Here is a 14,677-nt window from a genome sequence, read left to right as displayed (position 1 = left end):
ACGGCATTAGAAGTTGTACATCGCGACCGCATTAATTCGGTTATCTTCCCCCTTAGTACTGCCATTTGGTGCGGCGCCAAAAGCTTCACGTTCACCATAGACATATTCCAGACCTAAACTAATCGGCTTAACAGGGCTGTAAAATACATTTGCCCATGCTTGCCACAAGTTTTTATTGGCCTTGGTTTTGTCGACTAATGAGTTGACATAATCTGCATTGTTATCTGCTTTCATATAACCATAGCCCAATGTTCCGCGCCATTGTGCTGAAATTTGTTGAGTTAAACCTACTGTAATCGAGTCAAATTCATTGGTGGCGATGATGTCTTTATCCGCATTGGTCACAAAACCTTGGTTGGTCCATGACACAAAACTGCTGTCGCCTTTGACATGGTAATAATCCGCTTTGAGCACTGTTTTATCCGTCAAATCTAGCTTTGCGCCCAGACCAAGTCCCCATGCGGTTTCTGTATCCGTATCCGTTTTCTTTTCAGCACCCATCGCACGTGCGCTCAACATGAGTGTATCTGTCATTTTATGGTTTAACCGCGCTGTTAATGCAGGCAAACGCATATTTGAACTGTCATCCTTAGAATCTTCTGCTGCAAGCACAAGATTTGTCTCAGGACTAAATTTGTGACTATAGCGAACTTGAGGTGTACGTTTAACAGCACCACCAACATAGCCCAATGCATCAATAGTTTCAGGCATATAATCAGGTATAGCAAAGTTAGACCATGTTTGCCCCACCAACCAATCACCATAGGTTAAATAGGCATGACGAATACGTAGTCCATCATTTGCACCCAAAAAGTCGACTTCAATTTTACCACCTACATGTCCCACTTGAGTCGGCGTTTTAAAGTCTAGTCCTAAACGTGTGGCAGCAATTGTTGCTTTTAAACGATCTGAACTTTCAGCATTCCCTTCTAGCGGAACACTATTCATTTGGTTATACAGGCGAGATAAGCTGCCGCCTTCTGTCTGATAAGATGCATCTGCTCGCACATTGCCATACAAGCTAAACTCAGCGCCCGATTTGGTATTTAAACTCAGGCTCGGTGTTTGAGTCGGTTTTTGATTCTGCGCAGCAACTACAGATCCTTGTTTTACGTCTTTGATTTCACTCGACAAAGTGTTTTGCTGCTGAACATATTGCTGCATCATGGCTTTTAATGCTTTGACTTCATCACGCAACTGTTCAACTTCAGCTTCGCTGACTGCCGCATGTGTCCACATGGGGAACGCGACTGCACAAGCTAGTATCATCGGTTTAATTTTAAAGGTTTTTTTGACTAAATTTAGCTTTTGAGTTTTCATCCTGACCTCGATTTGGGCGATGCCCTTTCCTTATTTTTTGTCACAATTTCCCACTAGCCCTCATGCTGTGCATCAGGGCCTAGAAACTTAAAATTTTGGGGTAATGTTAAATCTTTAAATATCGGCTTAATTCGCTGGATTTTTGATAGCTTGCGTATTGAGTTTTGGCGATTGACCTTGAGTAGACGCTTCTACTGACGCTTGCAAATTCACCATAAATATTGCTAAAGAAGCAATGACACCGGGAATGGCTATCACCAAGAAGTTCATTTGATGCGGCAAATTCATGGTTAACAGCGCACCAGTAAGTACCGGTCCAACGATTGCACCAATTCGTCCAATGCCCGATGCCCAGCCCATACCTGTAGAACGTACCGTGGTTGGGTAGTATTGTGCGACAAAGGTATAAAGTAAGATTTGTGAACCGATGGTAGCTGCGCCTGCTACAGCAATTAATGTATACAGAACCATTTGCGGACTGTTAAAGCCCAGTAAGATTAAAGCCAACGCGCCACACATAAACATGATGCTCAGTACTTTTTTGATATGGAATCGGTCTGCCAAAGCACCACCACCAATAGCACCTACCATTCCACCAATATTCAGCGCAAAGAGGAAAATCATACTTGCACCAAGCGAATAGCCAGCTTGAATCATCAATTTTGGTAACCAACTTCCAAGTGCATATACCATCAATAAGCACATGAAAAATGCAATCCAGAACATGAACGTACTGAAACTACGGCCTTGTTGAAATAATGCTTTTAACGGAGCTTTGTCTTCTTCAGAAACCTCATTGAGTACAAATTGAGTATCTGTTGTGAGGACTTGTTCAGGGGCAATTTTTGAGACAATCGTTCGAGTCGTATCTGTTTGATGCTTTGAAGTTAAATACATCAATGATTCAGGGAGGAATTTCCAGATTAAAGGCAGTGCAAGACATGGAATAATCGCAATATAAAACATGATTTTCCAGCCATATACTGGCACTAACCAAGCTCCCAATAACGCTGAAGCCATACCACCAATGGCATAACCACTAAACATCAGTGCAACTAAGGTACTGCGTATACGTTTTGGCGCGTATTCTGTCATTAATGCCACAACGTTCGGCATAACGCCACCAATGCCTAGACCGGCAAGAAAGCGTAAAATACCAAACTCGACTGGCGTACTTGCAAAAGCGCCGCAGAAGGTAAAACCACTAAAGATACCGACACAGATCATAATGGTTTTTTTGCGACCAATTTTATCGGACAGTGTGCCAAAACACATGGCACCAAACATCATGCCAAATAAAGCCGTACTTGCCAGTAAGCCGGCTTGTACCGCAGATAAGGACCATTCTTGCATCAACAACGGTAAGGCAACGCCATAGATCACCAAGTCATAACCGTCAAAAATAATAATCAAAAGACACCAAATCAAAACACCCCAATGAAATGGCGTAAATTTGGCTTCATCAACCAAGGTATTAATATTAATTTTCTGGTTTTGCATAGCCCACCTCCTAATTGTGAAGCTTGTAAAATTCGCTTTTCACAATGAATAAGTCGGTGCTTAATGTCCAAAACCGATTAGGCATGTTTGTATACCTAAAAAGTTGAATACAAATTAATCCCTTGATTCCGCTTTATTTAAATAGATCATTTCATATGTGCAGTTCATCTGAACGTCTAGCGACAGCATACTCAAAACACAGCACGATCATATGGAATCGCTTCTAAATCATACACTTGATAAACACTATCAAATAAACCACGAATATCTTCGCTTTCATCCATATTACGCACAGCCATAAATACAGGGCTGATCGCGGCTTCATCTAAGATAGGAACAAAGGTTAAATGTGTTAATTGCACACTTTGGGCACTCATTGGGGTGATACAAACCCCTTCATTGGCTGCAACAAAGCCTAGTGCCAGTTGTAATTCACGTACTTCACGTACTTTTTTAGGCTCCAAACCATACTCTGAAAATATGCCACGCACTTGGGTCGAAAAGTTTGGTTTGTTGTGATTTGGATAAAAAATCAATTGCTGATCGATCAGATCTGCAAGATAGACCCCTTCCTTTTTTTGTGCCAAAGGATGACTTGCATGTAAGGCTACCACTAAGCGTTCTTCGCGCAGTAAAACCCGTTTGATCGCGGGGTCTGAAATACGCAATCGACCAAAGCCGACATCTATACGACCTTCTTTTAATGCTTTGATTTGTTCAGTGGTGGCCATTTCCTCCATTTCAATTTTTAAATGTGGATGTTGTTGTTTAAATAAATACAAAATATTCGAGAGTAAACCAAACAATAAAGAGCTCACAAAACCGATCGTCACGGTCCGTTCTGTCAAACCGATTCGTTTCGTCATCGATTTTATTTCTTCTGCATTAGACAAAAGTTTTAAAGCATGATGATAAAAAAATTGGCCTGCTTCCGTAGTCTTAAGCGGACGGCTACCTCGTTCAAATAACTGAATTCCAAGCTCATGTTCCAAATTTTGAATCTGCCGACTCAAAGGTGGTTGAGCTATATATAGTTTTTCTGCCGCTTTGGTAAAACTCTGCTCTTCAACCACTGCGACAAAGTATCTTAAGTGTCTTAGTTCCATGGCTATCGATACCTATTAAGTATAATAAAATGCAAATTTGATCTTCGACGTGAAGATTTTATTCTTTTAAGGTATATCACATAGACAGGATTAAGCAAATTTAATCCCATCCAACAGATCAAAAACATCGTGCAGTGCATTACCTGAAAGAAGCTTCAGCCGCTACACGAAACAACTTAAAAAGTATTGTTAGACAACCAAACAAGGAACGTGGCAGCCAAAGACCTCTTTTATCGAGTGATAGCCACCCATACTTAAATGCATACTTAAGGAGATATAGTATGAACCGTCAAGAGATTGATGTTCTGGTTAAACAAATGAACGTAGATACAGCGACAGGGCCTGTTGACCAACGTGTACAGCAAGTTGTGGTACGTTTATTGGGTGATTTATTCCAAGCGATTGAAGATCTGGATATTACTCAAACTGAACTATGGAAAGGTCTAGAGTATTTTACAGACGCGGGTCAAGCGAACGAATTGGGTCTTTTAGCCGCAGGTTTAGGTTTAGAGCACTATCTAGATTTACGTGCCGATGAAGCTGATACGAAAGCAGGTATTACAGGTGGTACACCACGTACCATTGAAGGCCCTTTATATGTGGCTGGCGCACCTGAATCAGTGGGCTTTGCTCGTATGGATGATGGTACGGAAACCGATAAAATTCCAACACTGTTTATTGAAGGTACAGTGACAGATACCGAAGGCAACATCATTGAAGGCGCTAAAGTTGAAATTTGGCATGCCAACAGTCTAGGTAACTATTCTTTCTTTGATAAGTCTCAATCTAACTTCAACCTTCGCCGTACGATTCTTTCTGACCAAGACGGTAAATATGTTGCACAAACCACGATGCCAGTTGGTTATGGCTGTCCTCCAGAAGGCACAACTCAATTTGTTTTAGACAAATTAGGCCGTCATGGTAACCGTCCATCACATGTACATTATTTTATCTCTGCACCGGGTTACCGCAAGTTAACCACTCAATTCAACATCGAAGGTGATAAATACCTTTGGGACGATTTTGCCTTTGCAACTCGTGATGGTCTGGTGGCAACTGCTGTTGATATCACAGACGAAGCTGAAATTGCACGTCGTGGTCTAAACCAACCGTTTAAACACATTAGCTTTAATGTTGAGTTAGTTAAAGAACAAGCTGCTGCACCAAATACTGAAGTTGATCGTCGACGCGCTAGCGCTTAATTACTCACTCAAAGGAAGCCGAGCTGTCTCATCCAAGTTTGACAACTCGGCGACTATCCCCTCATTGGACAGTCGGAGAATGGACATGCCACGTATTCCTGTAATTAACACTAGCCATCTAGATCGTATTGATGAACTTCTTGTCGATAATTTTGACACTGGTGAATTTAAACTGCACCGCTCAGTATTTACCGATCAAGCGTTGTTTGATCTTGAAATGAAATACATTTTTGAAGGTAACTGGGTGTATTTGGCACATGAAAGCCAAATTCCAAATAACAATGATTATTACACGACTCATATCGGTCGCCAGCCCATTATCATTGCACGTAACCGTAATGGTGAACTGAATGCCATGATCAATGCCTGCTCACACCGTGGCGCACAGTTATGTCGTTATAAAAAAGGCAATAAAGCAACCTACACCTGTCCATTCCATGGTTGGACTTTTAATAACTCAGGTAAATTGCTCAAAGTTAAAGACCCTGCCGAAGCGGGTTATTCAGATTGCTTTAACCAAAATGGTTCACATGACTTGAAAAAAGTCGCGCGCTTTGAAAGTTATAAAGGCTTTTTATTTGGTAGCTTAAATCCTGATGTGCCAAGCCTTGAAGAATTCTTAGGTGAAACTACCAAAATTATCGACATGATCGAAGGTCAGTCGGAAAACGGTTTGGAAGTTTTACGTGGTTCATCTACCTATACCTATGAAGGTAACTGGAAACTGACAGCTGAAAATGGCGCAGATGGCTATCACGTATCAGCCGTGCATTGGAACTATGCAGCGACCACTCAGCACCGTAAAGAAGCACAAGCGGCAGATAATATTCGTGCCATGAGTGCGGGTTCTTGGGGCAAGCAAGGCGGTGGTTCTTATGGTTTTGACAGTGGTCACATGTTGTTGTGGACACAATGGGCTAACCCAGAAGACCGGCCAAACTTTAGCAAAGCCGATGAATATACCGAAAAATTCGGCGCACCGATGTCGAAATGGATGATTGAACGTTCACGTAACCTATGTCTTTATCCAAACGTTTATTTGATGGATCAATTCGGTTCACAAATTCGAGTTTTACGTCCGATTTCTGTCAATAAAACTGAAGTCACCATTTACTGTATCGCCCCTGTCGGTGAAGAGCCAGAAGCACGTACACGTCGTATTCGTCAATATGAAGACTTCTTTAATGCTTCAGGCATGGCAACACCTGACGATTTAGAAGAATTCCGTGCCTGCCAAGCAGGTTATGCAGGGATTGAACTGGAATGGAACGACATGTGCCGTGGTTCAAAACACTGGATTTATGGACCGGATGATGCAGCCAATGAAATTGGATTAAAACCACTATTAAGTGGCATCAAAACCGAAGATGAAGGTCTTTACCTTGCTCAGCATCAATATTGGTTAAAAACCATGAAACATGCCATCGCTGAAGAAAAAGAACTAGCTGAACAAGTCGCAAATGAACAAGGAGATGTCGCATGAATGCAACTGCACATTTAGACAGCGTAAGCATTGAAGCTGTATCTCAGTTCCTCTACCGCGAAGCGCGTTTTTTAGATGATGAACAGTGGGATGAATGGCTAGAGTGCTATGCCCCATCTGCATCATTTTGGATGCCGGCTTGGGATGACGATGACCGCCTCACGGAAGATCCACAGTCTGAGATTTCTTTGATTTATTATCCAGACCGTCAAGGTTTAGAAGACCGTGTCTTCCGCATTAAAACCGAGCGTTCATCTGCCACGATGCCGGATACACGAACCAGCCATAACATTAATAACGTCGAGATTATTGAACGTGATGGCGACAACGTAACGGTGCGTTTTAACTGGAACACCTTAAGTTTCCGCTACAAAACCAACTATAGCTACTTTGGCATGTCACGTTATGAAATTGATTTTTCAGGTGAGCAGCCAAAAATCCTCAGCAAATATGTTGTTCTGAAAAACGATTATATCAACCAAGTTATTGATATTTATCACCTCTAAAAGCTTATTTCACTAAGCAAGGTTTTACTTTCAGCCAGAAGGATATTTGGCTGAAAGGACACGTTATACCAGATTTTCAAAAGGATATTCAGCCATGTCAAACCATAATGTTGCACTTCAATTTGAAGATGGCGTTACTCGTTTTATTAGTGTTGCTCAAGGTGAAACCCTATCCGACGCAGCCTATCGTCAAAAAATCAATATCCCTCTAGATTGCCGTGATGGCGCATGCGGGACATGCCGTGCATTTTGTGAGTCGGGTACTTACGACATGCCTGAAGAATCTTATATCGAAGATGCTTTAACCCCCGAAGAAGCTGAGCAAGGTTATATTTTAGCTTGCCAATGTCGTCCAAGTTCAGATGCTGTTTTCCAAATCAGTGCATCATCTGACGTGTGTAAAACTGAAATTCATGAGTTTCAAGGCACATTGTCTCGTGTTGAAAATATGTCGGATTCTACGATTACCTTTGATATTCAACTGGATGAAGGTCAACCTGACATTAACTTCTTGGCAGGTCAATACGTCAATGTCGGCATTCCGGGGACTGAAGAAACTCGTTCGTATTCGTTTAGTTCAAAGCCGGGCAATCGTTTAACAGGCTTCGTGGTTCGTAATGTCCCTGAAGGCAAAATGAGTACTTTCCTGAGTGCCGATGCGAAAGCCGGCGACAAAATGACCTTCAAAGGACCTTTTGGTAGTTTTTATCTGCGTAATGTTGTCCGCCCTGTGGTCATGCTTGCAGGTGGTACAGGTATTGCGCCGTTTATGTCCATGTTACAAGTGCTTGAAGAAAAAGGTTCTGAACAACCTGTTCGTCTTGTATTTGGCGTAACCAATGACTTTGACATCGTAGCAAAAGACAAGCTCGATGAATTACAAAGCAAACTCCCGTGGTTCGAATACCGTACTGTGGTCGCTCACCCTGAGTCACAGCATGAACGTAAAGGCTATGTGACCAGTCATGTTGAAAAAGATTGGTTAAACAATGGCGATGTGGATATTTACCTCTGTGGTCCTGTACCGATGGTCGAAGCGGTACGTGGCTGGTTAGATACCGAAGGCGTTAAACCTGCAAACTTTTTGTTTGAAAAATTCTCAGCGAATTAAGGGAGAATAGTTTAATGTCAGAACAAGCCAGATTTAACAATAAAGTTGTCATTGTAACCGGTGCCGCACAAGGTATCGGTCGTGGCGTCGCACTACAAGTGGCCCGAGAAGGCGCTCAAGTGGTATTGGCAGATCTCTCAGATTTTGTTGAAGATACGCTGAACGATATTCAAGCCCATAATGGCGATGCCATTATTGTTAAAGCCAATCTTGAAACATATGCAGGCGCTCAATCAGTTGCTACCCAAGCCATTGAAAAATATGGCCGAATTGATATCTTGATCAATAACGTCGGAGGTGCGATTTGGATGAAGCCCTTCCAAGAGTTTTCAGAAGAAGAAATCATTAAGGAAGTTAATCGTTCATTATTTCCAACTATGTGGTGCTGCCGAGCCGTGTTACCTGAAATGATTAAAAATCAGCAAGGGACGATTGTAAATGTATCTTCTATTGCAACCCGTGGTATTAACCGTGTGCCATATTCAGCGTCAAAAGGTGGGGTCAATGGCTTAACCGCTGCACTCGCTTTTGAGCATGCAAAAGATGGTATTCGAGTCAATGCCGTAGCCACAGGTGGCACAGAAGCGCCACCACGGAAAGTACCAAGAAACGCAAACCCATTGTCAGATCATGAAAAACAATGGATGCAAGACGTGGTCGATCAAACCATTGACCGTACATTCTTGGGGCGCTATGGCACAATTCAGGAACAAGTCAATGCCATCTTATTTTTGGCATCCGATGATTCATCTTATATGACAGGAACAGTCGTCCCTGTTGGTGGTGGAGATCAAGGTTAAACGCTATACCGTCATTGGTTTAATTCAACAGGCTCATTGGCATAGTCGCATGGAGGCAAAAGCGATGGCACCCCTGTTAAAAACATTAAAAGAAGATTGGTCGATCTCAGCGACGGTTGCAGGATTTTTAGCCGTGCTGATTTCATATTCAGGCCCACTGATTATTTTTTTCCAAGCCGCACAAAAAGCTCAAGTTTCCCCAACCATGATGATTTCATGGATTTGGGGGATTTCTATTGGTGCAGCGCTGGCGGGTATTTATCTCTCAATTAAATATAAAACCCCGGTAATTACCGCGTGGTCAGCGCCTGGTACGGCTCTTTTAGTGACCCTATTTCCGAATATTTCGCTGAATGAAGCCATAGCGGCTTATATCACATCCGCTATCGTTATTTTTTTGATCGGCATCACTGGCTATTTTGACAAACTTTTAAAATGGATTCCTCAAGATGTCGCTGCGGGGATGATGGCAGGTATTTTATTTCAGTTTGGTCTTGGGCTTTTCACTGCTACAGATAGTATGCCGATCATTGTCTTTGGCATGTTATTGGTCTTTCTTATTTCTAAAAGACTATCGCCACGCTACGCGATGATTTGGGTCTTAATGACTGGTGTCATTTTGAGTTTTACATTAGGAAAAATTAATCCTGTTGATGTGAATTTTCAACTCGCTATACCGCAGTTTATTGCCCCAATTTGGACTTGGAACTCAACTTTAAATTTGGCGATTCCCCTAATTTTAGTCAGTCTGAGTGGTCAATTCCTTCCGGGGATGGCGATCATGAAACTAAGTGGATATGACACGCCAGCTAAGCCCATTATCACTGCGACCAGTATTGCCTCGCTCGCTGTCGCATGTGTCGGAGGTATTACCATTGTTTTGGCGTCTATTACCGCAGCCATGTGTATGGGCAAAGATGCACATGAACTAAAAGAAAAACGTTATATAGCCGGTATTGCCAATGGTATTTTTTATATTTTAGGCGGCTTATTTGCAGGCAGTATTGTCATGTTATTTAGCCTATTACCTAAAGAGTTGGTCGCTGCACTTGCAGGTTTAGCGTTATTAGGTGCGATTGGAACAAACATGTCCGTTGCGATGAAAAATGAGGCCAACCGTGATGCGGCGCTAATCACTTTTTTAGCGACAGCCTCAGGTATGCATTTTTTAGGGCTAAGCTCAGTATTTTGGGGGATTTGTATCGGTGTCGCTGCACATGTCATTTTGACCAAACGAGTAGCCACACAAGCACCGATGACAACGACTCAAGATTCTAAAAGTTCATAATGTCCAAACGCATTGCCAATACAAAGAAGATGGAACACTACATCTTCTTTGTTTAATCGAAAACTCAATTTTTTGATTTTCTTGTCATTTATAAACTTAAAAATTCAATATTCGAAATTAAGAGCTCTATAGGATAAAAAAGGGATCATGTTGCATCATCCCTTTTTTACTTATCTTTGAATTATTTACGTTTTTTCTTACCACTAAGTAGATCTATGGCTTGGGCATAACGTGTAGGTGCAATTCGCTGAATTAAATCAATAATTTTGGCATCATTACCAATTAAAACTCGACGTTTATTCTGCTTTACCGCATCTAAAATGACTTTTGCTGCGACTTCAGGCGGTGTTTTTAGCACTTTATTAAATGCTTTGGTTGCCCTATCTGGGTTCATCCCTAACGCACGAATACTGTCACTCATACGCGCGCTATTTGCAATATTGGTTCGAATCCCACCCGGATGCACGCAAGTTGCGCTGACTCCAGCATTTTCCAAGTCTAATTCTTGGCGTAAAGATTCAGTAAAACCTCGTACCGCAAACTTCGTTGCATTATAGGCACTTTGAGTCGGTTGAGCCGTCAAACCAAATAAGCTGGAAATATTAACTATATGTCCATCGCCACTTTGTTTTAAATACGGTAAAAATGCTTTTGTCCCATATACCACGCCCCAGAAATTAATATTCATAATCCACTCAATTTCATCATAATGCATACCTTCTACAGTACTGGCTAACGCGACACCTGCATTATTAAAGATCAAATTGACCTGGCCAAATTCAGCTTGGGTTGCAGCCGCCCATTGCTCTACAGCGGCACGATCAGACACATCTAATTGGGTCTGAATTATTTTCACACCGGTGTACTTAATCATTTCAGCCGTTTGTGCAAGACCGTCAAGGTTGCGATCACTTAATGCTAGATGCGCACCTGATTGAGCCAGTTGAATGGCTAACTGCTGCCCAATACCTGAACCTGCTCCAGTAATGGCTGCGACTTTGTTGTTAAAATTTTTCATCGTTATTCCTATACACACTTAATCTCGTTCAGTGAACAAGCTGCATTTTCATATTATTCATAACACAAGCTTAACGAGAACTGATCTATGAATGAAATGATTTTATTTAATTGTAAAATATGAATGCTATACATAGCTCTTTAGCGTTATTACTTCAAATCAAATTAATGTAATTCAACATGATTAGAGCAAAAATTGAAAACTTAAATGAGCCTTTTAGCTCCGGCTTTTTTTGGGATTGTAGCTCTAAATTTTTCAGCTCAAACAGCGTTTGATATTTATAAAAGTGATACAAATCCCAAATGTTATAAACAAAGCTCAACATTTATTCTATTTTTCTACACGATCCAGATTCTACATATTCAAAATCAGTATATAAAATCCACAATATATACTTATTTTTTTGTGAATATAGCCCTTGAAGACAACAAGGCTGATGCTTTGTAATTTTCCAAGTCTTGTGTATCCACCCTTTGGAAGATCAGGGATGCACATCTCTTACTATGTTCAATAGAGGTTCTAAAATGATAAAAACAACTCTTAGCCTAATCGGTTTGTCACTGGTGTCTAGCTTAGCTTTGGCTGCTGATCCATTGCATGGTACTAAATGGAAAACCATCGATGACCAAACCAAAAAACCTTTATCTGTAGTTCAATTTAATGAAACATCAAAGGGCGTTTTATCTGCAAAAATCGTTGATGTACTCACCCCGGGTGAAGCAGAAAACTGCCAAAAATGTGTAGGTAAATTCCACAATAAACCACTACTCGGTGTGCAAATCGTGAATGGTTTGAAAAATACCGGTAAAAATACCTATGACGGCGGTAAAATTACTGACCCGAAAAATGGTAAAACCTATAGTTTCAATGCCAAAATGTCGAATGACGGCAAGACCTTGAATGGTCGTGGCTATATTGGTGTATCTGCGCTTGGACGCAGCCAAACATGGATACGTGTAAACTAATCCTTTATGTACAAAGTCAAAAGCGGCTCGATTGAGTCGCTTTTTTTGTATGAAAACCAAGAATGAAATTATTCGAAAATAAAAATTAAACGGTATAACGTTTGCTTAGCCCCCATTCGGCTAATATTCGACGATAGGTTGTCGATGAGCGATCTGCTTCGAAATGCGCCTCCATACTGATATCCAGTGGCAATTCCTCAGGTTTTTGACTTTCCACCATGTCCTGATCTTCAGCAAAAATTTGTGCATTAAAATCATAGACCGCTTGTAAATCGCCTGTGGTATCAAAATTACGAGTTAAAGGCACAAATAAACGGGTTTTATTATGCGATACAGGACAACAAGCATTTAAGATTTTCAACACCCCATTTTCAGGAAAATCGATGGTTAAAATTGCTGAAAATGGTGGATAGACATCAAATGTTCTTTTCCATAAAAAATCTTCTGGCGCTAAATGTTGTAAGCCATGCGGATAATTACTCACATCACTGAGATATTCTGTATGTAGTCCATAGTCCGTACGTACTGTGGAATATTTTTGTACTTTAGGATTTTCACGGTCTGCAAAGCTCTCATGATGCACCCATGCGAAATGTGCAACATCAATAAAGCCTTCGAGCTGACGTCCACTTGAACCTCCAATATCTACATAAGGTGGCAATATAGATTGGTGCTGCTCGTTATCCCACGTGTCTAAATTTGGAAAATTGGCCGTAGATTCATCTCGGTTAAATAAACTGGTCCACACCAATCCATATTTCAATACGACTGGAAATTTAGTTAATGAAAAACGCTCTGAAATTTGTGTCAACTCAGGCTGTGCAGGAATTTTTACACACTTTCCTGCGCCGTTATAATGTAAACCATGGTATGGACAAATGATGTCTTCACCCTTGACCCAGCCTTTGGTTAATGGCACCCCTCGATGTGGACAGATATCACGAACTAAATGAATTTTTCCACTTTCAGTTTGATATAACGCCATTTTTACATCGAGTAATTGCACTTGTTGCGGTTCAGTCGAAACATCTTCTACACGTGCAACGGGATACCAATGCTGCGCCAAAATATTCCAGTCGTTGGCATCAAATGTACTGCACTGAGGTTGGGTAAATAAATTGAGTACTGGAATGGCATTCATAGTTCATCTCGACATTTTCAATATTTCTTTAGCATTTAGCACTATTTAAATTTTGCTAAATCCTTATTTTCTAAGTCGAAATTAAAATCTAAACACATTTCTGTCTATTAGAATGATTTGCATAGATTGTTCTGTTTTTTAGAACAATAAGCATTGATCTCTGCACGATTTGATAAAGCTGGCATGAATATCGCTTAAAATGCATAACATTATGATTCGCTGATGACGCGATAGAGATTGAAGCTTGTATGTCGATTACCTTTTCTAGATTTTCTGAATATTTTATGGCGGTTGCACGGACTGGAAGTCTGCGCAAAGCTGCTGAACAACTTTTTATTTCAGTCTCGGCAGTACATCGGCAAATCGTTTTGGCAGAGGAAGAACTGGGGGTTGCCCTATTTGAACGATTACCTCAGGGCTTAAAACTGACGCTCGCGGGTGAATTACTGTATGCCGATTTATTAAAATGGCAAAAAGAATATCAACTGACACGAACTCGATTTGATGAAATCCAAGGTTTAAACCGAGGAAACATTGAAATGGGTTTTATTGCGGCTTTGAATGATAGCTTTGTTGTCGACTGTATTCAAAAGATGGCTGAAACTTATCCGTGGATCAACCTCAACATCAGCATGAATAGCAGTGAAGATATTTCCAGAAAAATCGTTGATGCAGAATTAGATTTTGGCATTATTTTAAATCCTAAAAGCCATAGCCAATTAGAGATTTTATCCTTTATAGAAATTCCGTTGGGCTTTGTGATGTCGCCGCATCATACCCTGGGTGGAATGGATAAAATTTATCTTTCAGATACGTTAAATGAACGGCATATTTTGCCGAGTGATCCACTCATTATTAGTGAATATGTACAGACTTTATATAAACATCATAAGTTTAGTCCGATTCAAAAGATCGAATGTAATGACATTAGAATGATACTGTCATTGATTCAACAACAATTAGGCATCAGTTTGATGTCATATATGGATGCTTTGCCATTGCTTGAGAATAATAAGATTATTTTTAAACCGATCCGTGAAAAAGGTTTGCACAGTTTGACCATTGCTTTATGTGTCGCATCGAAACGCCAAACCTCTCGAATTTCTCAGATCATGATTAATCTTTTGGTGGAAAAAATGGAAGAAATTAAGATCAATTTAAAATCTTTGAACCCCTAAAACCATTATTTAGGCTTTTTTTGTCACTTAATTTTTTGTAAAAAAAAGCCAGTGCGAAT

The 14,677-nt window shown here is 40.8% G+C and carries 13 protein-coding genes; 8 read left to right on the top strand and 5 right to left on the bottom strand.

The window, feature by feature from the left end:
• Positions 1-6 precede the first annotated feature (6 nt).
• The 3 genes from FTU77_RS03640 to FTU77_RS03630 all read right to left on the bottom strand — a co-directional run bounded on the left by FTU77_RS03640 (position 7) and on the right by FTU77_RS03630 (position 3,926).
• Positions 7-1,320 (bottom strand): DcaP family trimeric outer membrane transporter, encoded by a 1,314-nt coding sequence (locus FTU77_RS03640; RefSeq protein WP_180054693.1) that lies wholly within the window; start codon positions 1,318-1,320, stop codon positions 7-9.
• A gap of 126 nt (positions 1,321-1,446) precedes the next feature.
• A complete protein-coding gene (locus FTU77_RS03635) occupies positions 1,447-2,820 on the bottom strand; it encodes an MFS transporter (RefSeq protein ID WP_180054691.1) in 1,374 nt (457 codons plus the stop codon).
• Between the two features lie 191 nt (positions 2,821-3,011).
• Positions 3,012-3,926, bottom strand: a complete 915-nt coding sequence (locus FTU77_RS03630; RefSeq protein WP_180022865.1) for a LysR family transcriptional regulator — start codon at positions 3,924-3,926, stop codon at positions 3,012-3,014.
• Between the two features lie 281 nt (positions 3,927-4,207).
• Here FTU77_RS03630 and catA point away from each other — a divergent pair, with 281 nt between their 5' ends.
• The 6 genes from catA to benE all read left to right on the top strand — a co-directional run bounded on the left by catA (position 4,208) and on the right by benE (position 10,316).
• On the top strand, positions 4,208-5,128 hold the full coding sequence (gene catA / locus FTU77_RS03625) for a catechol 1,2-dioxygenase (protein WP_180054689.1): 921 nt from the start codon (positions 4,208-4,210) through the stop codon (positions 5,126-5,128).
• A gap of 85 nt (positions 5,129-5,213) precedes the next feature.
• A complete protein-coding gene (benA, locus tag FTU77_RS03620; RefSeq protein WP_180054686.1) occupies positions 5,214-6,611 on the top strand; it encodes a benzoate 1,2-dioxygenase large subunit in 1,398 nt (465 codons plus the stop codon).
• Positions 6,608-7,117: a benzoate 1,2-dioxygenase small subunit gene (benB, locus tag FTU77_RS03615; RefSeq protein WP_180004503.1), complete on the top strand. Its 510-nt coding sequence runs from the start codon at positions 6,608-6,610 to the stop codon at positions 7,115-7,117. The genes benA and benB overlap by 4 nt, the downstream gene beginning before the upstream one ends.
• 94 nt (positions 7,118-7,211) lie before the next feature.
• Positions 7,212-8,228: a benzoate 1,2-dioxygenase electron transfer component BenC gene (gene benC / locus FTU77_RS03610; RefSeq protein WP_078190731.1), complete on the top strand. Its 1,017-nt coding sequence runs from the start codon at positions 7,212-7,214 to the stop codon at positions 8,226-8,228.
• Between the two features lie 14 nt (positions 8,229-8,242).
• Entirely contained in the window at positions 8,243-9,028 is a 786-nt protein-coding gene (benD, locus tag FTU77_RS03605) for a benzoate diol dehydrogenase BenD (protein WP_180054683.1), read from the top strand.
• 64 nt (positions 9,029-9,092) lie between these two features.
• Entirely contained in the window at positions 9,093-10,316 is a 1,224-nt protein-coding gene (gene benE, locus FTU77_RS03600; RefSeq protein WP_168379615.1) for a benzoate/H(+) symporter BenE, read from the top strand.
• Positions 10,317-10,497: 181 nt separating this feature from the next.
• On the opposite strand, the gene FTU77_RS03595 is transcribed toward benE, so the two are convergent.
• Positions 10,498-11,334: an SDR family oxidoreductase gene (locus tag FTU77_RS03595; protein WP_180027184.1), complete on the bottom strand. Its 837-nt coding sequence runs from the start codon at positions 11,332-11,334 to the stop codon at positions 10,498-10,500.
• A gap of 524 nt (positions 11,335-11,858) precedes the next feature.
• Between FTU77_RS03595 and FTU77_RS03590 the strand changes: the two genes are divergently transcribed.
• Positions 11,859-12,299: a DUF2147 domain-containing protein gene (locus FTU77_RS03590; protein ID WP_168379617.1), complete on the top strand. Its 441-nt coding sequence runs from the start codon at positions 11,859-11,861 to the stop codon at positions 12,297-12,299.
• Positions 12,300-12,384: 85 nt separating this feature from the next.
• Here the strand turns inward: FTU77_RS03590 and FTU77_RS03585 are convergent, their stop codons facing one another.
• Positions 12,385-13,440: an aromatic ring-hydroxylating dioxygenase subunit alpha gene (locus FTU77_RS03585; protein ID WP_180054681.1), complete on the bottom strand. Its 1,056-nt coding sequence runs from the start codon at positions 13,438-13,440 to the stop codon at positions 12,385-12,387.
• A 248-nt stretch (positions 13,441-13,688) separates the two neighbouring features.
• On the opposite strand from FTU77_RS03585, the gene FTU77_RS03580 reads away from it, so the two are divergent.
• Complete coding sequence (locus FTU77_RS03580; protein ID WP_180054679.1) at positions 13,689-14,618, top strand: LysR family transcriptional regulator; 930 nt, start codon at positions 13,689-13,691, stop codon at positions 14,616-14,618.
• Positions 14,619-14,677: the final 59 nt, after the last annotated feature.

It is taken from the genome of Acinetobacter sp. YH12142 (genome assembly GCF_013418435.1).
Lineage (GTDB): Bacteria > Pseudomonadota > Gammaproteobacteria > Pseudomonadales > Moraxellaceae > Acinetobacter > Acinetobacter amyesii.
This window is presented reverse-complemented; position numbering and strand designations above follow the sequence as displayed.

Excerpts from the sequence above, each read along its gene's own strand:
- FTU77_RS03640 (WP_180054693.1), bottom strand. The coding sequence starts at position 1,320 with ATGAAAACTCAAAAGCTAAATTTAGTCAAAAAAACCTTTAAAATTAAA.
- FTU77_RS03635 (WP_180054691.1), bottom strand. The coding sequence starts at position 2,820 with ATGCAAAACCAGAAAATTAATATTAATACCTTGGTTGATGAAGCCAAA.
- FTU77_RS03630 (WP_180022865.1), bottom strand. The coding sequence starts at position 3,926 with ATGGAACTAAGACACTTAAGATACTTTGTCGCAGTGGTTGAAGAGCAG.
- catA (WP_180054689.1), top strand. The coding sequence starts at position 4,208 with ATGAACCGTCAAGAGATTGATGTTCTGGTTAAACAAATGAACGTAGAT.
- benA (WP_180054686.1), top strand. The coding sequence starts at position 5,214 with ATGCCACGTATTCCTGTAATTAACACTAGCCATCTAGATCGTATTGAT.
- benB (WP_180004503.1), top strand. The coding sequence starts at position 6,608 with ATGAATGCAACTGCACATTTAGACAGCGTAAGCATTGAAGCTGTATCT.
- benC (WP_078190731.1), top strand. The coding sequence starts at position 7,212 with ATGTCAAACCATAATGTTGCACTTCAATTTGAAGATGGCGTTACTCGT.
- benD (WP_180054683.1), top strand. The coding sequence starts at position 8,243 with ATGTCAGAACAAGCCAGATTTAACAATAAAGTTGTCATTGTAACCGGT.
- benE (WP_168379615.1), top strand. The coding sequence starts at position 9,093 with ATGGCACCCCTGTTAAAAACATTAAAAGAAGATTGGTCGATCTCAGCG.
- FTU77_RS03595 (WP_180027184.1), bottom strand. The coding sequence starts at position 11,334 with ATGAAAAATTTTAACAACAAAGTCGCAGCCATTACTGGAGCAGGTTCA.
- FTU77_RS03590 (WP_168379617.1), top strand. The coding sequence starts at position 11,859 with ATGATAAAAACAACTCTTAGCCTAATCGGTTTGTCACTGGTGTCTAGC.
- FTU77_RS03585 (WP_180054681.1), bottom strand. The coding sequence starts at position 13,440 with ATGAATGCCATTCCAGTACTCAATTTATTTACCCAACCTCAGTGCAGT.
- FTU77_RS03580 (WP_180054679.1), top strand. The coding sequence starts at position 13,689 with ATGTCGATTACCTTTTCTAGATTTTCTGAATATTTTATGGCGGTTGCA.